This window comes from Enterococcus sp. DIV0086, assembly GCF_050498705.1.
Taxonomy (GTDB): Bacteria; Bacillota; Bacilli; order Lactobacillales; family Enterococcaceae; genus Enterococcus; species Enterococcus faecalis.
On record NZ_JBNIDN010000001.1, the window covers coordinates 2170883 to 2190685 of the forward strand.

Sequence of the window (19803 nt, forward strand, 5' to 3'; positions counted from 1 at the left end):
CGTGTAAAATAGCTTATGATGATCAGACGATTTTTAGTAACGTCTATCACATATAAAACAAACAATAAAATTTATATTTTTAGGAGGAACATTCAAAATGGCAAAAGAAAAATTTGACCGTTCTAAATCCCATGTTAACATTGGTACTATCGGACACGTTGACCATGGTAAAACTACATTAACAGCTGCAATTGCTACTGTATTATCAAAACACGGTGGCGGGGAAGCACAAAGCTACGATTCTATCGATAACGCTCCAGAAGAAAAAGAACGTGGAATCACAATCAACACTTCTCATATCGAATATGAAACTGAAACTCGTCACTATGCACACGTTGACTGCCCAGGTCACGCGGACTACGTTAAAAACATGATCACTGGTGCTGCTCAAATGGACGGAGCTATCTTAGTAGTTTCTGCTGCTGATGGTCCTATGCCTCAAACACGTGAACATATCTTATTATCACGTAACGTTGGTGTACCATACATCGTTGTATTCTTAAACAAAATGGATATGGTTGATGACGAAGAATTATTAGAATTAGTAGAAATGGAAGTTCGTGACTTATTATCAGAATACGATTTCCCAGGCGATGATGTTCCAGTTATCGCAGGTTCTGCTTTGAAAGCTTTAGAAGGCGACGAGTCTTATGAAGAAAAAATCTTAGAATTAATGGCTGCAGTTGACGAATATATCCCAACTCCAGAACGTGATACTGACAAACCATTCATGATGCCAGTCGAAGACGTATTCTCAATCACTGGACGTGGTACTGTTGCTACAGGCCGTGTTGAACGTGGTGAAGTTCGCGTTGGTGACGAAGTTGAAATCGTTGGTATTAAAGACGAAACATCTAAAACAACTGTTACAGGTGTTGAAATGTTCCGTAAATTATTAGACTACGCTGAAGCAGGCGACAACATCGGTGCTTTATTACGTGGTGTAGCACGTGAAGATATCGAACGTGGACAAGTATTAGCTAAACCAGCTACAATCACTCCACACACAAAATTCAAAGCTGAAGTATACGTATTATCAAAAGAAGAAGGCGGACGTCACACTCCATTCTTCACTAACTACCGTCCTCAATTCTACTTCCGTACAACAGACGTTACTGGTGTTGTAGAATTGCCAGAAGGTACTGAAATGGTAATGCCTGGTGATAACGTTGCTATGGACGTTGAATTAATTCACCCAATCGCTATCGAAGACGGAACTCGTTTCTCTATTCGTGAAGGCGGACGTACTGTAGGTTCAGGCGTTGTTACTGAAATCGTTAAATAATTAATTTTTTACTATAGTTTTAACCAGCGTGAAAAACTGGGGTATTTGGACGTAAGACCAGAGAATTTATTCTCTGGTCTTTTTTTGTTTAGAAATTGGCTGGCTAAAAAATAAGCCAATTGGCTGTTTTAGCAGACTTGTTTCTTCCGTATACTTGGAGAAAAAGGTTAGGTGATTTAATGGAAAAAGTATTGACGATTGCAGGCTCCGATTCAACTGGAGGGGCAGGGATTCAAGCAGATTTAAAAACATTTGAAGAGTATGGAGTTTTTGGATTTTCAAGTTTAACCTCGATTGTGACGATGGATCCTACGACAGGTTGGTCGCATGAAGTAACTGAATTGCCAGAAACGCTCTTAGAAAAACAATTGATTTCGGTTTTTGCAGGCGGTCTAGTAGCGGCCTTGAAAACAGGGATGATGGGCAATGAACAAAATATTAAAATGGCTAGCAAATACATTAAACAAGAGAAAATTCAAAAAGTCGTGATTGACCCAGTCATTGCTTGTAAGGGAACGGCACAAATTCTGCAACCCAAAAGTGTGGAAGGCCTAAAAAACGATTTACTGCCATTAGCATTAGTTGCCACGCCTAATTTAATTGAAGCGGGCATCTTATCTGGTTTAGGCGAAATTTCTTCCGTGGCGGAGATGGAAGAAGCGGCAAAACGAATTGTACAAATGGGAGCCAAACATGTCGTGGTTAAAGGGGGACATCGCTTAGCTGGTGAAAAAGCACTGGACTTGTTTTACGATGGTCACACCGCGCATCTTTTGGAAAATGAATTATATCCTACTGATTATAATCATGGTGCAGGTTGTACTTTTTCAGCGGCGATCACAGCTGGCTTGGCGAAAGGTTATTCGGTGTTAGAAGCAGTAACTTTAGCAAAAAAATTTGTAGCGGCGGCGATTAAACACGGTATTCAAGTTAATCCTTATGTGGGGCACGTGTGGCATGGTGCATACACCCATGCGGAACAACGGATGCGTAAGAAAGCATAATGTTTAGAACTAGAGGAGTCTGTCAAGGACTGGCTCTAGTTTTTTTGTGATAAAGAATAACAATAGTAGGTATTACGTTAAAAGAATGTTCAAATTTTTAAAAGAGGAGTAGAATAGAACTGTAATTGCAAAAAAAGAAGCGGAACATAGAAGGGGTGTTAACTTTTCTGTGCTTCAGTTTAGAACGGACTGTGGTGTTTGTTTTGACGAACTACCGGAAAGCGACTTCTTTTTGTTTTGGCTTCAAATGGTATTTAATGGAGGGAATGCAATGTTAGAAAAAGAAACGTACAGTCAACTGTTTAAATGGTCTTTTTCAAAAAAGACACAAGTCACATACTGGGATGGTACCGTCAAAGAGTATGGGCAAGGGTCGGGGGATCCGGTTTTTAAAATTGTATTCAATGAAAAAATTCCTGTGAAGGATTTACTGAATAACGCTTCGTTAACTTTAGGGGAAGCCTACATGGATTGCAAAATTGAAATCGAAGGCGATATCCAAGCACTGATTTATGATGTGTATAACCAAAAGGATAGCTTTTTACACAATGCTAAATTTATTAAATGGCTTCCTAAAGAAAGTCATTCAAAAAAACGTTCGCAAGAGGATATTCACAGCCATTACGATCTAGGAAATGATTTTTACAAAAAATGGCTTGACCAAACAATGACGTATTCATGTGCTTATTTTAAAACGCCTGAAGATACATTAGAACAAGCGCAAGTGAATAAAGTTCATCATATTTTAGATAAATTGTTTATCAAAGAGGGCGACACTTTACTGGATATTGGCTGCGGCTGGGGCACGTTAATTTTAACTGCGGTGAAAGAATATGGAGCCAAAGCAACTGGGATCACATTAAGTGAAGAGCAATTTCATCATATTCGCCATATTATAGAAAAAGAAGGTCTACAAGATCGAATGACTGTCAAATTGATGGATTATCGTGATTTAAAAGGAGAGTCTTTTGACCATATTACGAGTGTTGGGATGTTTGAACATGTCGGTGCGGAAAATCTACATGAATATTTTGATGTCGTTCAGCGGAATTTAGCGCCTAAAGGTACGGCGTTGATTCATGGGATCAGTCGCCAACAAGGTGGGGCTAAAAATGCTTGGATTAATCGTTATGTTTTCCCAGGTGGCTATATTCCTGGTGTCACTGAGCTAGTCGGCCATATGACAGAAAACGACTTGCAAGTGATTGACTTGGAAAGTTTGCGCAGAGATTATCAATTGACGTTGGAACATTGGACAAAAAACTTCCATAATATAGAAACAGAAATTGTTGACGAAAAAGGTGAGCGCTTCTATCGAATGTGGGACTTATATTTGCAAGCATGTGCAGCCTCATTCCAAGCAAGCAATATTGATGTTATTCAATATTTATTGGTTCATCCAGATAACAATGATATTCCAATGCGCCGGATTGGTTAATAGAATAAAAAAGAAAGAATTTGAGATTCTGGTAAAAAAGGAATCCCAAATTCTTTTTTTATAAAAATAGAATGAAAAGAATTGAAAAACAAAACAAATGCTTTTCAAAACAAGAAAAAATTCTTTCAAAAAAACGCAGAAAATCCTTGCTAACACTATCCTTTCATAGTATAATCAAAAAGGTGCTGTTTACAAGAGTGTAAAAAGCATTGGTAGATCAACGATTTGATTTGCCGGCTGTGAAGCGAGAGGTTGCGACACGCTCGGACGCTTTGCCATGAACGAGCATGCCGGATAAATTTTCGTGGAGCTATGTCTACTTTTAAAATAGGCGAAGGAGGGAACAAGATGGCAAAACAAAAAATTCGTATCCGTTTAAAAGCGTATGAACACCGTATTTTAGATCAATCAGCGGATAAAATTGTGGAAACAGCAAAAAGAACTGGAGCTGACGTATCAGGTCCGATTCCATTACCAACAGAACGCTCACTTTACACAGTTATTCGTGCGACTCATAAATACAAAGATTCTCGCGAACAATTCGAAATGCGTACTCACAAACGTCTAATTGACATTGTGAACCCAACACCAAAAACAGTTGACGCTCTAATGAAGCTTGACTTACCGTCTGGTGTTAATATTGAAATCAAACTATAAAATTAAGATGGAGGTGTACTCATGACCAAAGGAATCTTAGGGAAAAAAGTGGGAATGACACAAATCTTTACTGAGTCTGGTGAATTAATTCCAGTAACAGTAGTTGAAGCTACGCCAAACGTAGTTTTACAAGTAAAAACTGTTGAAACTGACGGATACGAAGCTATCCAAGTTGGTTACCAAGACAAACGTGAAGTTTTATCAAACAAACCTGCGAAAGGTCATGTTGCAAAAGCAAACACGGCTCCTAAGCGCTTCATTAAAGAATTCAAGAATGTTGAGCTAGGAGAATATGAAGTAGGTAAAGAAATCAAAGTAGATGTTTTCCAAGCAGGAGACGTTGTTGATGTTACAGGTACTACGAAAGGTAAAGGATTCCAAGGGGCAATCAAACGTCACGGCCAAAGCCGCGGACCTATGTCTCATGGTTCTCGTTATCACCGTCGTCCTGGGTCAATGGGTCCAGTAGCGCCTAACCGTGTATTTAAAAATAAACGACTAGCCGGCCGTATGGGTGGCGACCGCGTAACAATTCAAAACCTTGAAGTTGTTAAAGTGGACGTAGAAAGAAATGTTATCTTAATCAAAGGAAACATTCCTGGAGCGAAAAAATCTTTAATCACAATCAAATCAGCTGTGAAAGCTAAATAAGTGTAGGGAAAGGAGGAACTAAGGAATGCCGAATGTAGCATTATTCAAACAAGATGGAACTCAAAACGGTGAAATCACTTTAAATGAAGAAATCTTCGGAATCGAACCTAATGAAAGTGTTGTCTATGATGCAATCATCATGCAACGTGCTTCATTAAGACAAGGAACACACGCAGTTAAAAACCGTAGCGCTGTTCGTGGCGGTGGCCGCAAACCATGGCGTCAAAAAGGAACTGGTCGTGCTCGTCAAGGTTCAATCCGTTCACCACAATGGCGTGGAGGTGGCGTAGTCTTTGGACCAACACCGCGTTCATACAGCTACAAACTTCCTAAAAAAGTTCGTCGCTTAGCAATGAAATCTGTATTATCAGATAAAGTTGCTGAAAATAACTTGGTAGCAGTAGAAGGTTTAAGCTTCGATGCACCAAAAACAAAAGAATTCAAACAAGTTCTTGCTAACTTGTCTATCGATACTAAAGTATTAGTTGTTTTAGAAAATGGTAACGACTTTGCAGCTTTATCAGCTCGTAACTTACCAAACGTTTCTGTAGTAACTTCTGATAACGTTAGTGTGTTAGATGTTGTGTCAGCTAACAAAGTCTTGGCAACACAAACAGCTCTTACTCAAATTGAGGAGGTGCTTGCATAATGGAATTACTAGACGTAATCAAACGCCCAGTGATCACTGAAAAATCCATGTTAGCTATGGACGAAAAGAAATATACTTTCGAAGTGGACACTCGCGCAAACAAAACTTTAGTAAAACAAGCTGTTGAATCAGCATTCGATGTTAAAGTAGCAAACGTAAACATCTTAAACGTGCGTCCAAAATTCAAACGCATGGGTAAATATGCAGGTTATACAAAAAAACGTCGCAAAGCGATCGTTACATTAACTGAAGATTCAAAAGAAATTCAATTATTCGAAGCTGCTGAATAAGCAGTCCTGAACAATATCAACGTAGGAGGGAAATAAGACGTGGCGATTAAAAAGTACAAACCTACCACAAATGGCCGTCGTAACATGACAAGTTCTGATTTCGCTGAAATCACAACTTCAACACCAGAAAAATCATTGTTACAGCCATTAAAAAACAATGCCGGTCGTAACAACAACGGTCGCATTACGGTTCGTCACCAAGGTGGCGGTCACAAACGTCAATACCGTGTGATTGACTTCAAACGTAATAAAGATAACGTCGCAGCGGTTGTTAAAACGATCGAGTACGATCCAAACCGTTCTGCTAACATCGCGTTAGTTCATTACGAAGACGGGGTTAAGGCATACATCTTAGCACCAAAAGGATTAGAAGTAGGCATGCGCCTAGTATCTGGTCCAGAAGCAGATATTAAAGTAGGTAACGCATTACCATTGGAAAACATTCCAGTTGGTACAGTTATCCACAACATTGAAATGAAACCTGGTAAAGGTGGACAATTAATCCGTTCAGCTGGAACAAGCGCGCAAGTACTTGGTAAAGAAGGCAAATACGTATTAATCCGCTTAAACTCTGGCGAAGTTCGTATGATCTTAGCAACTTGCCGTGCAACAATCGGTTCAGTTGGTAACGAACAACACGAATTAATCAACATTGGTAAAGCTGGCCGCTCTCGTTGGATGCGTAAACGCCCAACTGTTCGTGGTAGCGTAATGAACCCTAACGATCACCCACACGGTGGCGGTGAAGGTAAAACACCAATTGGACGTAAAGCGCCAGTATCTCCATGGGGTCAACCAGCAATTGGATACAAAACACGTAATAAAAAAGCTAAATCAGACAAACTTATCGTTCGTCGTCGTACTAAATAATTTTTTTGACCATGTGTCGTACATTTTGAGAGGAGGTTCACCATGGGTCGTAGTTTAAAAAAAGGACCTTTCGTCGATGATCATTTGATGAAAAAGGTCGAAGCACAACAAGGTGCCGAAAAGAAAAAAGTAATTAAAACTTGGTCTCGCCGCTCTACAATTTTTCCATCATTCGTAGGTTTCACAATCGCTGTATATGATGGACGGAAACATGTCCCTGTTTACATTCAAGAAGACATGGTAGGACATAAATTAGGTGAATTTGCACCAACTAGAACTTATCGTGGCCACGTTGCTGACGATAAAAAAACTAAACGCTAATTTTGAGGGGAGGATATGCAAATGTCAGAACAAATTACATCAGCTAAAGCAACTGCAAAAACAGTTCGCACTTCACCTCGTAAAGCACGTTTAGTAATCGATCTTATCAGAGGGAAAAGCGTTGCGGATGCAATTTCAATCTTGAAATTCACACCGAACAAGTCTGCTGGAATCATTGAAAAAGTTTTAATGTCAGCAGTTGCTAACGCAGAAAACAACTTTGACTTAGACGTTGAAAGCTTAGTCGTATCTGAAGCATTTGTTAACGAAGGACCAACAATGAAACGTTTCCGTCCTCGTGCAAAAGGTTCAGCTTCACCAATCAACAAACGTACTAGTCACATCACAGTAGTTGTAACAGAGAAATAAGTCTCATGAAATAGGCTGTTTTCTTTATGAAAACAGAGCTTAAACATTTAAGAGGAGGGACAATCAGTGGGTCAAAAAGTACATCCAATTGGAATGCGTGTAGGCATCATCCGCGACTGGGATGCGAAATGGTATGCTGAAAAAGAGTATGCTGAATTCTTACACGAAGATTTAAGAATCCGTAAATTTATCGCAACAAAACTTGCTGATGCTGCTGTATCTACAATTGAAATCGAACGCGCTGCAAACCGTGTTAACATTTCAATTCACACAGCTAAACCAGGTATGGTTATCGGTAAAGGCGGATCTGAAGTCGAAAACCTAAGAAAAGAATTAAACAAATTAACTGGCAAACGAGTTCACATCAACATCGTTGAAATCAAAAAACCAGATTTAGATGCAAAATTAGTAGGCGAAGGAATTGCACGTCAATTAGAAAACCGTGTTGCTTTCCGTCGTGCTCAAAAACAAGCTATCCAACGCGCAATGCGTGCTGGCGCTAAAGGAATCAAAACTCAAGTATCAGGTCGTCTAAACGGTGCGGATATCGCTCGTTCAGAAGGATACTCTGAAGGAACTGTACCACTTCACACATTACGTGCGGACATTGATTACGCATGGGAAGAAGCGGACACTACTTACGGAAAACTAGGAGTTAAAGTGTGGATCTATCGTGGAGAAATTCTTCCAACGAAAAAAAACACTGAGAAAGGAGGGAAATAATCATGTTAGTACCTAAACGTGTAAAACACCGTCGTGAATTCCGCGGAAAAATGCGCGGTGAAGCTAAAGGCGGAAAAGAAGTAGCATTTGGTGAATGGGGTTTACAAGCAACTGAATCTCACTGGATTACTAACCGTCAAATCGAAGCAGCCCGTATTGCAATGACTCGTTACATGAAACGTGGCGGGAAAGTATGGATTAAAATTTTCCCTCACAAGTCTTACACAAGTAAAGCTATCGGCGTACGTATGGGTAAAGGTAAAGGGGCACCAGAAGGCTGGGTATCACCAGTTAAACGTGGTAAAATCATGTTTGAAATCGCAGGCGTTCCTGAAGAAGTAGCTCGTGAAGCTCTTCGTCTTGCATCTCACAAATTGCCGGTAAAAACTAAGATCGTAAAACGTGAGGAAATGGGTGGTGAATCGAATGAAGGTTAAAGAAATCAGAGAATTAACCACTGCCGAAATGCTAGATAAAGAAAAACAATTAAAAGAAGAATTGTTCAACTTAAGATTCCAATTAGCAACAGGTCAATTAGAAAACACTGCACGTATTAAAGAAGTACGTCAATCGATTGCACGCATCAAAACAGTATTGCGTGAACAAGCTAACTAATAGTGGAAGGAGGCCAAACGCGTATGACTGAAGAAAGAAATCAACGTAAAGTTTACCAAGGTCGCGTGGTGTCAGACAAAATGGATAAAACAATCACAGTTGTCGTTGAAACAAAGAAAAACCACCCTATCTATGGCAAACGTATGAAATATTCTAAAAAATATAAAGCGCATGATGAAAACAACACAGCGAAAGTTGGAGACATCGTAAAAATCATGGAAACTCGTCCATTATCAGCTACAAAACGTTTCCGTTTACTAGAGGTAGTCGAAGAAGCAGTTATTATCTAATAAAACGAGAATTTCCTAATAGATTGAAGCACAAAATCTGAAAGGGGGATACACATCGTGATCCAACAAGAAAGTCGTTTAAGAGTCGCTGACAATTCTGGCGCACGTGAAATTTTAACGATCAAAGTCCTAGGCGGATCTGGTCGTAAAACTGCTAACATCGGTGACGTTATTGTTGCTACTGTCAAACAAGCAACGCCAGGTGGGGTTGTTAAAAAAGGTGAAGTAGTTAAAGCCGTTATCGTTCGTACAAAATCTGGCGCTCGTCGTGCTGACGGTTCTTACATCAAATTTGATGAAAATGCTGCGGTAATTATCCGTGACGATAAAAGCCCACGCGGAACACGTATCTTCGGACCAGTTGCACGTGAATTACGTGAAAACAACTTCATGAAGATCGTTTCTCTAGCACCAGAAGTATTATAATCTCGAGCCCACGTTAAAGGAGGTGCGAAACAGTAATGTTTGTTAAAAAAGGCGATAAAGTAAAAGTTATCACTGGTAAAGATAAAAACAAAGAAGGCGTTGTCTTAGCAGCGTTTCCTAAACAAGATAAAGTTATCGTTGAAGGTGTCAACGTCGTTAAAAAACACCAAAAACCAAACCAAGCAGCCCCACAAGGTGGAATCCTTGAAGTGGAAGCGCCAATTCATGTTTCTAATGTAATGGTGATTGATCCTTCAAACGGAGAAGCTACTAAAGTTGCGTTTAAAGAAGTCGACGGCAAAAAAGTCCGCGTTTCTAAAAAAACAGGTGAAGTTTTAGATAAATAAAAATTGCGGAAGGAGGGCTTACTGAATGAACCGCCTGAAAGAAAAATATATTAAAGAAGTAACACCATCATTGGTGGAAAAATTTAATTACAGCTCAGTTATGCAAACACCTAAAGTTGATAAAATCGTTATCAACATGGGTGTGGGTGATGCAGTATCAAATGCTAAAAACTTAGACAAAGCTGTTGAAGAATTAGCATTAATCACTGGTCAAAAACCACTTATCACAAAAGCTAAAAAATCTATCGCTGGATTCCGTTTACGTGAAGGAATGCCAATCGGTGCGAAAGTAACGCTACGCGGCGAAAGAATGTACGAATTTTTAGATAAATTAGTAACAGTTTCTTTACCTCGTGTACGTGACTTCCACGGTGTCAGCAAAAAAGCTTTCGATGGTCGTGGTAACTATACTTTAGGTATTAAAGAACAATTAATCTTCCCAGAAGTTGATTATGATTTAGTAGATAAAGTACGCGGTATGGACATCGTAATTGTTACAACAGCGAACACTGACGAAGAGTCTCGCGAATTGTTGGCACAATTAGGTATGCCATTCCAAAAATAATATAAGGAGGCGAACTACGTGGCTAAAAAATCAATGATTGCTAAAAACAAACGTCCTGCTAAACATTCAACACAAGCTTATACTCGTTGTGAACGTTGTGGACGTCCACATTCAGTTTATCGTAAATTTCATCTTTGCCGTATTTGCTTCCGCGAACTTGCCTATAAAGGTCAAATTCCCGGCGTGAAGAAAGCTAGCTGGTAAACAAGTAAACTCGCATAAAGGAGGTAAATAGTTCAATGGTCATGACAGATCCAATTGCAGATTTTCTAACTCGCATTCGTAATGCGAACATGGTTAAACATGAAACTTTAGAAGTACCTGCTTCAAAAATCAAACGTGATATCGCAGAAATCCTGAAACGTGAAGGATTTATCCGCGACGTAGAATACATCGAAGATGACAAACAAGGCGTAATCCGTGTTTTCCTAAAATATGGTAAAAACGAAGAACGTGTTATCACAAACTTAAAACGTATTTCTAAACCAGGTTTACGTGCATACGTAAAAGCTGACGAAGTACCAAAAGTATTAAACGGTCTAGGAATTGCAATCATCTCTACATCAGAGGGTGTAATTACTGACAAAGAAGCTAGAGCGAAAAATATCGGCGGCGAAGTAATCGCCTACGTATGGTAATTCTAAAAAATACACAAGGAGGTGTCTCTAAGTGAGCCGTATTGGTAATAAAGTTGTTGTTCTTCCTGCTGGTGTTGAAATCAAGCAAGACGGAAACAACATTACAGTTAAAGGACCTAAAGGTGAATTAACACGCGAATTTTCTTCTGATATCAAAATGAACATCGAAGGAAACGAAGTGACATTCACTCGTCCAAACGATTCAAAAGAAATGAAAACAATCCACGGAACAACTCGTGCAAACTTCAACAACATGGTTGTTGGTGTTTCTGAAGGTTTCCAAAAAGCACTTGAACTTATCGGGGTCGGATACCGTGCCCAAGTACAAGGCAACAAATTAACTTTAAACGTTGGTTATTCTCATCCTGTCGAAATGACAGCACCAGAAGGCGTAACATTTGAAGTACCTGCGAACACACAAGTTATCGTTAAAGGCATCAACAAAGAAGTTGTTGGTGAATTAGCTGCTAACATCCGTGGCGTTCGTCCTCCAGAACCTTATAAAGGCAAAGGGATTCGCTATGTTGGTGAATTTGTACGCCGTAAAGAAGGTAAAACTGGTAAATAATAACAGCTGTGTAGAAAACAGAAGTCAACAACAAGCAACTGTCATTTTATGGGATTTTTCCAATAAAATGCTTTTGTCTTGTCTGCCAGCTTCTCTTTTCCGTAATCTGCTGACTGCTTGAAATATTAGTAGTAAACATTAAATCAAAGAGGTGAAAATTGTGATTACAAAACCAGATAAAAACAAAACACGTCAAAAGAGACATCGTCGTGTACGTAACAAAATCTCTGGTACTGCTGAGTGCCCACGCTTGAACATTTTCCGTTCTAACAAAAACATCTACGCGCAAGTCATTGATGACGTAGCGGGTGTGACGCTAGCAAGTGCCTCTGCCTTGGATAAAGAAATTTCAGGTGGAACAAAAACAGAAACAGCTGCAGCTGTTGGTAAACTAGTTGCTGAACGTGCCGCTGAAAAAGGCATCAAAAAAGTAGTCTTCGACCGTGGTGGATACCTTTACCATGGCCGCGTGCAAGCTTTAGCTGAAGCTGCTCGTGAAAATGGACTAGAATTTTAGGAGAAGGAGGAACACCATTCATGGTTTATATTGATCCAAAACATTTGGAATTAGAAGACCGCGTTGTAGCGATCAACCGTGTAACAAAAGTTGTTAAAGGTGGACGTCGTTTACGTTTCGCAGCTTTAGTTGTTGTCGGTGACAAAAACGGACACGTTGGTTTCGGTACTGGTAAAGCACAAGAAGTACCTGAAGCTATCCGTAAAGCAATCGAAGACGCGAAGAAAAACTTAGTTGAAGTGCCTATGGTTGGTTCTACTATCCCGCACGAAGTAATTGGCGTATTCGGTGGCGGCCGTATCCTTATGAAACCTGCAGTAGAAGGTTCTGGGGTAGCTGCTGGTGGACCAGTTCGTGCCGTATTGGAATTAGCTGGTGTAGCAGATATTACATCTAAATCACTAGGTTCAAACACACCTATTAACGTTGTTCGCGCAACTGTTGAAGGTCTAAAACAATTAAAACGTGCCGAAGAAGTGGCAGCACTTCGCGGTAAATCTGTAGAAGAAATTATCGGTTAAGGAGGACAAAAATAATGGCTGAATTAAAAATTACTTTAAAACGCAGTGTTATCGGACGTCCTCAAAACCAACGTGCTACAGTTAAAGCGTTAGGTTTAGGTAAAGTGAATAGTACTGTTACAAAACCTGCCAATGAAGCAATCAAAGGTATGGTTAACACTATCTCACATTTAGTGGACGTAGAAGAAGTTTAAGATTTATAGATTTGTAATAGAAGATTGCTTAAGGAGGTGCCAAACCTATGAAACTTCATGAATTAAAACCTGCTGAGGGCTCACGCCAAGTACGTAACCGTGTTGGACGTGGTACTTCATCTGGTAATGGTAAAACAGCTGGCCGTGGACAAAAAGGGCAAAAAGCCCGTTCAGGCGGTGGTGTTCGTTTAGGATTTGAAGGGGGTCAAACTCCATTATTCCGTCGTTTACCAAAACGTGGGTTTACAAACATTAATCGTAAAGATTACGCTGTTGTGAACTTAGATACTTTAAACCGTTTTGAAGATGGAACAGAAGTAACTCCTGTTGTCCTAAAAGAAGCAGGAATCGTTAAAAACGAAAAAGCGGGAATCAAAGTTCTTGCAGATGGTGAGTTAACGAAAAAATTAACTGTGAAAGCAGCTAAATTCTCGAAATCAGCACAAGAAGCTATCGAAGCTGCTGGTGGTTCAATCGAGGTGATCTAATTGTTCAAGCTATTAAAGAACGCCTTTAAAGTCAAAGACATTAGATCAAAAATCTTATTTACAGTTTTAATCTTGTTTGTATTTCGCCTAGGTGCGCACATTACTGTGCCCGGGGTGAATGCAAAGGGATTGTCTGATTTAAGTAGCTTACCCTTTTTGAATATGTTGAATATGGTGAGTGGTAGTGCCATGCAAAACTTCTCTATCTTCTCGATGGGGGTTTCGCCATACATTACAGCCTCTATTATTATTCAACTATTGCAAATGGATATTGTACCTAGATTTGTAGAATGGTCAAAACAAGGGGAAGTTGGGCGTAAGAAATTAAATCAAGCTACAAGATATCTAACGATTGTCTTGGGTGTGGCTCAGTCAATGGGGATCACTGCTGGTTTTAATAGCTTAAGTCAAACTGGGATTGTAAACAATCCAACCTTAGGTACCTTTGTGATGATTGCAGTTATTTTAACTGCTGGGACGATGTTTGTGACTTGGATGGGTGAACAAATTACAGAAAAAGGAATCGGAAATGGTGTTTCAATGATTATCTTTGCCGGGATTATTTCTCGTTTGCCAGGAGCAGTCAAAGAAATCTATGAAGATTACTTCGTCAATATCGAGTCTTCTCGTATTTGGCAATCTGTTATTTTCATTGCAATCTTAGTTATTGCTATTTTGGTGATTGTTACAGTCGTAACGTTCTTCCAACAAGCAGAACGTAAGATTCCAATTCAATATACAAAACGTGTTTCTGGTGCACCAACAAGTAGTTATTTACCGTTAAAAGTAAATGCTGCTGGGGTTATTCCAGTTATCTTTGCCAGCTCGTTAATTGCAACACCAAATGCCATTTTACAAGCTTTCTCATCAAAATTCGCTGGTGAAAATTGGTATGACATTATGACAAAAATCTTCAGTTATAACACAGTTCCAGGGGCAATCATCTATACTGTCCTAATCGTTGCGTTTACGTTCTTCTATGCATTTGTTCAAGTAAACCCTGAGAAATTAGCGGAAAACTTACAAAAACAAGGAAGCTACATTCCAAGCGTGCGACCAGGTAAAGGTACAGAAGAATATGTATCTGGCGTGTTAATGAGATTAAGTGTTGTCGGCTCAATTTTCCTAGGACTTGTTGCTTTACTTCCAATCATTGCGCAAATGGTTTGGAACTTACCTCAATCAATCGGTTTAGGTGGAACAAGTTTACTAATCGTTATCGGGGTTGCATTAGAAACAACGAAACAATTAGAAGGATTAATGATGAAACGTCAATATGTCGGCTTTATCAATAAGTAAGAATCGAGTGTTGAGGTTTTACCTCAGCACCATTCTCACATATGGCTAGCTTCATAAGCCGGTCTTTAAAATTAGGAGGAGAATATATGAACCTCATTTTAATGGGATTACCTGGAGCAGGTAAAGGCACCCAAGCAGAAAAAATCATTGATACGTATGGCATTCCACATATTTCTACTGGAGATATGTTCCGTGCAGCAATGAAAAATGAAACTGCCTTGGGCCTAGAAGCGAAATCTTATATCGATAAAGGGGAACTGGTTCCTGACGAAGTAACAAACGGAATTGTTAAAGAACGCCTTGCTGAACCAGACACAGACAAAGGATTCCTATTAGATGGTTTCCCACGTACACTGGATCAAGCAAAAGCATTAGATACAATGCTTAAAGAATTAAACAAAAAAATTGATGCTGTCATTGACATCCATGTAGAAGAAGATGTATTAATCGAGCGTTTAGCTGGACGATTCATCTGTCGCACATGTGGCGCAACGTATCATAAATTATTCAACCCGCCAAAAGTTGAAGGCACTTGTGATCGCTGTGGCGGACATGAATTCTACCAAAGAGAAGATGATAAGCCCGAAACGGTTAAAAATCGTTTGGCAGTCAACATTGAAAGTAGCGCACCAATCTTAGCTTTCTATAAAGAACAAGGCTTGATGCATACAATCGATGGCAATCGCGAAATCGATACTGTTTTTTCTGATGTGAAAAAAATCATTGACGAAAACTAATTTCCAATTGCCCGCAGTTTAACCCTGTTGTTGTATTCAGTTTCTCTTGCCAAAACATAACTAAATATGGTAGAATATATCAGTCCGACTTCTACAGTTTTGTGACATCAAAATGAATAACGAAGTTAGTTGAGAATTTCTAGGTGGGAGCTGGAGTTTCCGCCGTTTTATCGTGTGAAAACGCGAAACAAGTACAAGGAGGTACTGTGCGTGGCAAAAGAAGATATGATTGAAGTCGAAGGTACAGTCGTCGAAACTTTGCCGAATGCAATGTTTAAAGTCGAACTAGAAAATGGACACCAAGTTCTTGCTACTGTTTCAGGTAAAATCCGTATGCACTACATCCGTATCTTACCTGGTGACAAAGTAACAGTTGAATTATCACCGTATGATTTAACGCGTGGCCGTATTACTTATCGCTTTAAATAATTGTACTCCGTAAAACCACAGGAGGTATTATCATGAAAGTAAGACCATCAGTAAAACCAATGTGTGAACATTGTAAAGTAATTCGCCGTAAAGGACGTGTTATGGTTATTTGCCCAGCAAATCCAAAACATAAACAACGTCAAGGATAATTAGGAGGTGTAACGAATAATGGCTCGTATTGCAGGAGTAGACATCCCTCGTGACAAACGTGTAGTAGTTTCTCTTACTTACATTTATGGTATTGGTAACACTACAGCTAAAAAAGTTTTAGCAAACGTTGGCGTATCTGAAGATGTTCGTGTACGTGATTTAACAAACGAACAAACAGATGCGATTCGTGCGGAAATTGATAAGTTAAAAGTTGAAGGGGATCTTCGTCGTGAAGTGAACTTAAACATCAAACGCTTGATGGAAATCGGTTCATACCGTGGAATCCGTCACCGTCGTGGATTACCAACTCGTGGACAAAACACGAAAAATAATGCACGTACTCGTAAAGGCCCTACTAAAACAGTAGCAGGCAAGAAAAAATAATTCCTAAGTGAAGGAGGTTAGAACTTCATGGCAGCAAAAAAAGTTAGTCGTAAACGCCGTGTCAAAAAGAATATAGAATCAGGTGTAGCACATATCCATTCTACATTCAACAATACAATCGTAATGATTACTGATACACATGGTAATGCATTAGCATGGTCATCAGCAGGATCATTAGGCTTTAAAGGAAGCAAAAAATCAACTCCTTTTGCCGCTCAAATGGCTGCAGAAGCCGCAACTAAAGTGGCAATGGAACATGGACTTAAAACTGTAGACGTAACAGTTAAAGGACCTGGTTCTGGACGTGAAGCAGCAATTCGTTCATTACAAGCAACAGGTTTAGAAGTGACTGCAATTCGTGACGTGACTCCAGTTCCTCATAATGGATGCCGCCCTCCAAAACGCCGTCGTGTTTAATGAGCGCCACTCATTCTGAGTTTGAATTAGGAACGTCATTGAACAAGACACTTTTCGTTTTGAAAGGGGTATAGATAAGAATGATTGAATTTGAAAAACCAAGAATCGAAAAAATTGATGAAAATAGAGATTATGGTAAGTTCGTCGTTGAACCATTAGAACGCGGTTACGGAACTACTTTAGGTAACTCTCTACGTCGTATTTTATTGTCTTCTTTACCAGGAGCTGCAATTACGAATATTCAAATCGATGGTGTTTTACACGAATTCTCAACCATTCCAGGTGTACGAGAAGACGTAACACAAATTATTTTGAATATTAAAGGCTTAGCATTGAAATTATATGCTGAAGAAGAGAAAACCCTTGAGATCGATATTACAGGACCCGCTACCGTGACTGCCGGCGATATTATCGTGGACAGTGATGTTGAGATCCTAAATAAAGATTTAGTTATCTGTAGTGTTGCTGAAGGAGCTACTTTCCATGCTCGCTTAACAGTGAAACCTGGTCGTGGCTATGTTCAAGCAGACGAAAACAAAAAAGAAGATATGCCAATCGGTGTACTTCCAGTTGATTCCATCTACACACCCGTTCGTCGTGTTAACTACCAAGTAGAAAATACACGTGTTGGTCGTCGTGATGATTTCGACAAATTAACAATGGAAATATGGACAGATGGTTCAATCATTCCTCAAGAAGCACTAAGTTTAGCTGCGAAAATCATGACTGAGCATTTAGATATCTTTGTAAACCTTACTGACGAAGCGAAAAACGCTGAAATCATGGTGGAAAAAGAAGAAACTCAAAAAGAGAAAATGCTAGAAATGACGATTGAAGAACTTGATTTATCAGTTCGTTCATATAACTGTTTAAAACGTGCAGGCATTAATACTGTACAAGAACTTACAAACAAATCTGAACCAGAAATGATCAAAGTACGTAATTTAGGTCGTAAATCTCTTGAAGAAGTAAAACTTAAATTGCATGATCTAGGATTAGGATTACGTAAGGACGATTAAGACTTTTACGAAGTTTCCAGTCCTGCTTAACAGCAGTGGCTCGTGAGAACAGAAACGAAGGAGGGAACCCAACGTGAGTTACCGTAAATTAGGACGCACATCAAGCCAACGTAAAGCTATGCTACGTGATATTACAACTGATTTAATCATCAACGAACGCATCGTAACTACTGAAGCTCGTGCGAAAGAAGTACGTTCAACTGTAGAAAAAATGATTACTTTAGGTAAACGTGGAGATCTTCATGCACGTCGTCAAGCAGCTACTTTCGTTCGTAATGAAGTTGCTAGTGTTCGTGAAGAAGATGAGTCTATCGTTGTTGAATCAGCTTTACAAAAGCTATTTAACGATTTAGGACCTCGTTTCGCGGAACGCCAAGGTGGTTACACTCGTATCTTGAAGACAGAACCAAGACGCGGCGATGCAGCACCAATGGTAGTTATCGAATTTGTTAAATAATTAATAAACCGATCACTTTATAGATGTTTCTTTTAGAGTGTTATGATGTTGGAGGCGACTCCGAGTCTAGCTCTGCTTTCCCTGCTAAAGATGGCTTTAGCAGGGGAGCACTCATCATATAAAGGTGATTTTTTTTTGCTTTGGGAAAACGCTGTTTTCTCAAAGCTTTTTTGTTTCTTAAAAGCATTGCAGAAGCTTTTCCGGTTTGTTATACTGATTATTAATTGGAATTTTCAGATAATTAAACATCTGAGTTAGTAGAAGGGGGAATTATATGTCGCAAATGTTTGCTTTTTCGTTGCTGATGGTTATTTTATACATTGGTGATGTAGTTTCTATCAAAACAAAAGCTTGGATTCCATCTGTTTTTGTTTGTGGTGTTTTATTTATTCTTGGTTATTGGACTATTTTTCCACAAAATATTGTGGAAGTGGCAGGGATTCCTACAGTGGTTGCCACTTTATTAATGTATCTGTTGATTACTAATATGGGCACTCTGCTCTCTATTAAAGAATTGGTTAATCAATGGAAAACGATTGTGATTGCTTTGTCAGGTATTCTGGGCATTATTGCCTTGTTATTAGCTGTAGGGACTTTTGTTTTTGACTTAAAAACAGTTTTAGTTGCAATCCCGCCGTTAGTAGGAGGTTTAGTTTCTTCATTAGTAATGTCAGAAGCGGCTCAATCAGCTGGTTTAGCCTCACTTTCAGTTTTGGCAATTTTAATTTATGTCATTCAAGGGTTTGCTGGTTATCCCTTAACTTCAATTGTTCTAAAAAAAGAAGGAAAGAGGAAGCTTCAAGAATATCGAGCAGGGATATGGCAGCCGGTTCATGAACAAGAGGGGCAAGAAACAGGAGCAGAACCAGATGTGCCTAAACTATTTGAAAAAGTACCCAAACGATATCATACAGATTATTCACGAATTTTACGTTTAGCCTTAGTTGCCACACTCGCTTATTATGTTTCTGTGTGGACGGCACCGTTTGTGACGATTAGTCCTTTTGTGCTGTGTTTATGTTTTGGCGTGATTGCAACGTCTTTAGGCTTTTTAGAAAAGCAACCATTGCAGAAAGCAAATAGCTTTGGTTTTGCGATTTTAGGGTTAATGCTTTTTGTCTTTGATGGCTTAAAACAAGCCACACCTGAAATGTTGATGGATTTATTTTTACCAATGATTGGGATTATTGTGATTGGTGTTATCGGGATGTACATCTTTTCAGCAATTGTTGGTCGTGTATTAGGTGTGAGTAAAGAGATGGCATTCGCAGTTTCATTGACAGCTTTATATGGCTTTCCAGCCGATTATATTATTACTAATGAAGTGATTCAATCATTGACAGAAGATGAACAAGAACAGGCGGCTTTAACGAGCCATTTAATGCCACCGATGTTAGTGGCAGGTTTCGTAACAGTCACTATTGTTTCGGTTATTTTAGCGGGTATTTTTTCAAGTATTTTATTAAGTTTGTAGAAACGGGGCGT

General features: G+C 39.3%; 34 protein-coding genes. All 34 read left to right on the forward strand.

Annotated features, from left to right (window positions below):
- Nucleotides 1-97: 97 nt before the first annotated feature.
- The 34 genes from tuf (at nt 98) to IGI63_RS10580 (ending at nt 19792) form a co-directional block, all read left to right on the forward strand.
- Entirely contained in the window at nt 98-1285 is a 1188-nt protein-coding gene (tuf, locus tag IGI63_RS10415) for an elongation factor Tu (RefSeq protein WP_002356194.1), read from the forward strand.
- A gap of 179 nt (nt 1286-1464) precedes the next feature.
- The gene (thiD, locus tag IGI63_RS10420) at nt 1465-2289 is read left to right on the forward strand and encodes a bifunctional hydroxymethylpyrimidine kinase/phosphomethylpyrimidine kinase (protein ID WP_429975778.1); all 825 of its coding nucleotides are present in this window, start codon (nt 1465-1467) and stop codon (nt 2287-2289) included.
- Between the two features lie 271 nt (nt 2290-2560).
- Nucleotides 2561-3727 (forward strand): class I SAM-dependent methyltransferase, encoded by a 1167-nt coding sequence (locus tag IGI63_RS10425; protein ID WP_429975779.1) that lies wholly within the window; start codon nt 2561-2563, stop codon nt 3725-3727.
- 348 nt (nt 3728-4075) lie between these two features.
- Complete coding sequence (rpsJ, locus tag IGI63_RS10430) at nt 4076-4384, forward strand: 30S ribosomal protein S10 (protein WP_002389727.1); 309 nt, start codon at nt 4076-4078, stop codon at nt 4382-4384.
- Between the two features lie 21 nt (nt 4385-4405).
- Complete coding sequence (gene rplC, locus IGI63_RS10435) at nt 4406-5035, forward strand: 50S ribosomal protein L3 (RefSeq protein ID WP_002356199.1); 630 nt, start codon at nt 4406-4408, stop codon at nt 5033-5035.
- Between the two features lie 25 nt (nt 5036-5060).
- Nucleotides 5061-5684 carry a 50S ribosomal protein L4 gene (rplD, locus tag IGI63_RS10440; protein ID WP_002356200.1) on the forward strand — a complete coding sequence of 208 codons (624 nt, stop codon included), beginning with the start codon at nt 5061-5063 and terminating at the stop codon, nt 5682-5684.
- Entirely contained in the window at nt 5684-5974 is a 291-nt protein-coding gene (locus tag IGI63_RS10445) for a 50S ribosomal protein L23 (RefSeq protein WP_002356203.1), read from the forward strand. Before rplD ends, IGI63_RS10445 begins: the two co-directional genes overlap by 1 nt.
- A 39-nt stretch (nt 5975-6013) precedes the next feature.
- The gene (gene rplB, locus IGI63_RS10450) at nt 6014-6844 is read left to right on the forward strand and encodes a 50S ribosomal protein L2 (protein ID WP_002356204.1); all 831 of its coding nucleotides are present in this window, start codon (nt 6014-6016) and stop codon (nt 6842-6844) included.
- Nucleotides 6845-6886: 42 nt separating this feature from the next.
- Nucleotides 6887-7165 (forward strand): 30S ribosomal protein S19, encoded by a 279-nt coding sequence (rpsS, locus tag IGI63_RS10455; RefSeq protein ID WP_002356205.1) that lies wholly within the window; start codon nt 6887-6889, stop codon nt 7163-7165.
- Nucleotides 7166-7186: 21 nt separating this feature from the next.
- Nucleotides 7187-7534 carry a 50S ribosomal protein L22 gene (rplV, locus tag IGI63_RS10460; protein WP_002356206.1) on the forward strand — a complete coding sequence of 116 codons (348 nt, stop codon included), beginning with the start codon at nt 7187-7189 and terminating at the stop codon, nt 7532-7534.
- Nucleotides 7535-7600: 66 nt separating this feature from the next.
- Entirely contained in the window at nt 7601-8257 is a 657-nt protein-coding gene (gene rpsC, locus IGI63_RS10465) for a 30S ribosomal protein S3 (protein WP_002356207.1), read from the forward strand.
- Nucleotides 8258-8259: 2 nt separating this feature from the next.
- On the forward strand, nt 8260-8694 hold the full coding sequence (gene rplP / locus IGI63_RS10470; protein ID WP_002356208.1) for a 50S ribosomal protein L16: 435 nt from the start codon (nt 8260-8262) through the stop codon (nt 8692-8694).
- Entirely contained in the window at nt 8684-8872 is a 189-nt protein-coding gene (gene rpmC / locus IGI63_RS10475; RefSeq protein ID WP_002383858.1) for a 50S ribosomal protein L29, read from the forward strand. The genes rplP and rpmC overlap by 11 nt, the downstream gene beginning before the upstream one ends.
- Before the next feature lie 23 nt (nt 8873-8895).
- Nucleotides 8896-9162 (forward strand): 30S ribosomal protein S17, encoded by a 267-nt coding sequence (gene rpsQ, locus IGI63_RS10480; protein WP_002359348.1) that lies wholly within the window; start codon nt 8896-8898, stop codon nt 9160-9162.
- Between the two features lie 57 nt (nt 9163-9219).
- Nucleotides 9220-9588 (forward strand): 50S ribosomal protein L14, encoded by a 369-nt coding sequence (rplN, locus tag IGI63_RS10485; protein ID WP_002356211.1) that lies wholly within the window; start codon nt 9220-9222, stop codon nt 9586-9588.
- A 35-nt stretch (nt 9589-9623) separates the two neighbouring features.
- The gene (rplX, locus tag IGI63_RS10490) at nt 9624-9935 is read left to right on the forward strand and encodes a 50S ribosomal protein L24 (RefSeq protein ID WP_002356212.1); all 312 of its coding nucleotides are present in this window, start codon (nt 9624-9626) and stop codon (nt 9933-9935) included.
- A gap of 25 nt (nt 9936-9960) precedes the next feature.
- Nucleotides 9961-10500, forward strand: coding sequence for a 50S ribosomal protein L5 (gene rplE, locus IGI63_RS10495; RefSeq protein ID WP_002356213.1), 540 nt, complete (start codon nt 9961-9963; stop codon nt 10498-10500).
- 18 nt (nt 10501-10518) lie between these two features.
- The gene (locus tag IGI63_RS10500) at nt 10519-10704 is read left to right on the forward strand and encodes a type Z 30S ribosomal protein S14 (RefSeq protein ID WP_002356214.1); all 186 of its coding nucleotides are present in this window, start codon (nt 10519-10521) and stop codon (nt 10702-10704) included.
- A 35-nt stretch (nt 10705-10739) separates the two neighbouring features.
- Nucleotides 10740-11138: a 30S ribosomal protein S8 gene (gene rpsH, locus IGI63_RS10505; RefSeq protein ID WP_002356215.1), complete on the forward strand. Its 399-nt coding sequence runs from the start codon at nt 10740-10742 to the stop codon at nt 11136-11138.
- Between the two features lie 31 nt (nt 11139-11169).
- The gene (gene rplF / locus IGI63_RS10510; protein ID WP_002356217.1) at nt 11170-11706 is read left to right on the forward strand and encodes a 50S ribosomal protein L6; all 537 of its coding nucleotides are present in this window, start codon (nt 11170-11172) and stop codon (nt 11704-11706) included.
- Nucleotides 11707-11866: 160 nt separating this feature from the next.
- The gene (gene rplR, locus IGI63_RS10515) at nt 11867-12223 is read left to right on the forward strand and encodes a 50S ribosomal protein L18 (RefSeq protein ID WP_002356218.1); all 357 of its coding nucleotides are present in this window, start codon (nt 11867-11869) and stop codon (nt 12221-12223) included.
- A 20-nt stretch (nt 12224-12243) separates the two neighbouring features.
- The gene (rpsE, locus tag IGI63_RS10520) at nt 12244-12744 is read left to right on the forward strand and encodes a 30S ribosomal protein S5 (RefSeq protein ID WP_002356219.1); all 501 of its coding nucleotides are present in this window, start codon (nt 12244-12246) and stop codon (nt 12742-12744) included.
- A 14-nt stretch (nt 12745-12758) separates the two neighbouring features.
- Nucleotides 12759-12938: a 50S ribosomal protein L30 gene (gene rpmD, locus IGI63_RS10525; protein ID WP_002356220.1), complete on the forward strand. Its 180-nt coding sequence runs from the start codon at nt 12759-12761 to the stop codon at nt 12936-12938.
- Between the two features lie 47 nt (nt 12939-12985).
- Nucleotides 12986-13426, forward strand: a complete 441-nt coding sequence (gene rplO, locus IGI63_RS10530; protein ID WP_002356221.1) for a 50S ribosomal protein L15 — start codon at nt 12986-12988, stop codon at nt 13424-13426.
- Nucleotides 13427-14725, forward strand: a complete 1299-nt coding sequence (gene secY / locus IGI63_RS10535; RefSeq protein WP_002359350.1) for a preprotein translocase subunit SecY — start codon at nt 13427-13429, stop codon at nt 14723-14725.
- Nucleotides 14726-14811: 86 nt separating this feature from the next.
- The gene (locus tag IGI63_RS10540; protein ID WP_002356223.1) at nt 14812-15462 is read left to right on the forward strand and encodes an adenylate kinase; all 651 of its coding nucleotides are present in this window, start codon (nt 14812-14814) and stop codon (nt 15460-15462) included.
- A 210-nt stretch (nt 15463-15672) separates the two neighbouring features.
- Nucleotides 15673-15891: a translation initiation factor IF-1 gene (infA, locus tag IGI63_RS10545; RefSeq protein ID WP_002356224.1), complete on the forward strand. Its 219-nt coding sequence runs from the start codon at nt 15673-15675 to the stop codon at nt 15889-15891.
- Nucleotides 15892-15923: 32 nt separating this feature from the next.
- A complete protein-coding gene (gene rpmJ / locus IGI63_RS10550) occupies nt 15924-16040 on the forward strand; it encodes a 50S ribosomal protein L36 (protein WP_002288710.1) in 117 nt (38 codons plus the stop codon).
- A gap of 19 nt (nt 16041-16059) precedes the next feature.
- On the forward strand, nt 16060-16425 hold the full coding sequence (gene rpsM, locus IGI63_RS10555) for a 30S ribosomal protein S13 (RefSeq protein WP_002356225.1): 366 nt from the start codon (nt 16060-16062) through the stop codon (nt 16423-16425).
- Between the two features lie 27 nt (nt 16426-16452).
- Nucleotides 16453-16842: a 30S ribosomal protein S11 gene (rpsK, locus tag IGI63_RS10560; RefSeq protein WP_002356226.1), complete on the forward strand. Its 390-nt coding sequence runs from the start codon at nt 16453-16455 to the stop codon at nt 16840-16842.
- Nucleotides 16843-16922: 80 nt separating this feature from the next.
- On the forward strand, nt 16923-17861 hold the full coding sequence (locus IGI63_RS10565) for a DNA-directed RNA polymerase subunit alpha (RefSeq protein ID WP_002356227.1): 939 nt from the start codon (nt 16923-16925) through the stop codon (nt 17859-17861).
- Between the two features lie 73 nt (nt 17862-17934).
- On the forward strand, nt 17935-18318 hold the full coding sequence (gene rplQ / locus IGI63_RS10570; protein WP_002356228.1) for a 50S ribosomal protein L17: 384 nt from the start codon (nt 17935-17937) through the stop codon (nt 18316-18318).
- Between the two features lie 45 nt (nt 18319-18363).
- Nucleotides 18364-18576, forward strand: coding sequence for a hypothetical protein (locus IGI63_RS10575; RefSeq protein WP_002387511.1), 213 nt, complete (start codon nt 18364-18366; stop codon nt 18574-18576).
- A 16-nt stretch (nt 18577-18592) separates the two neighbouring features.
- A complete protein-coding gene (locus IGI63_RS10580; RefSeq protein WP_429975780.1) occupies nt 18593-19792 on the forward strand; it encodes a hypothetical protein in 1200 nt (399 codons plus the stop codon).
- Nucleotides 19793-19803 lie beyond the last annotated feature (11 nt).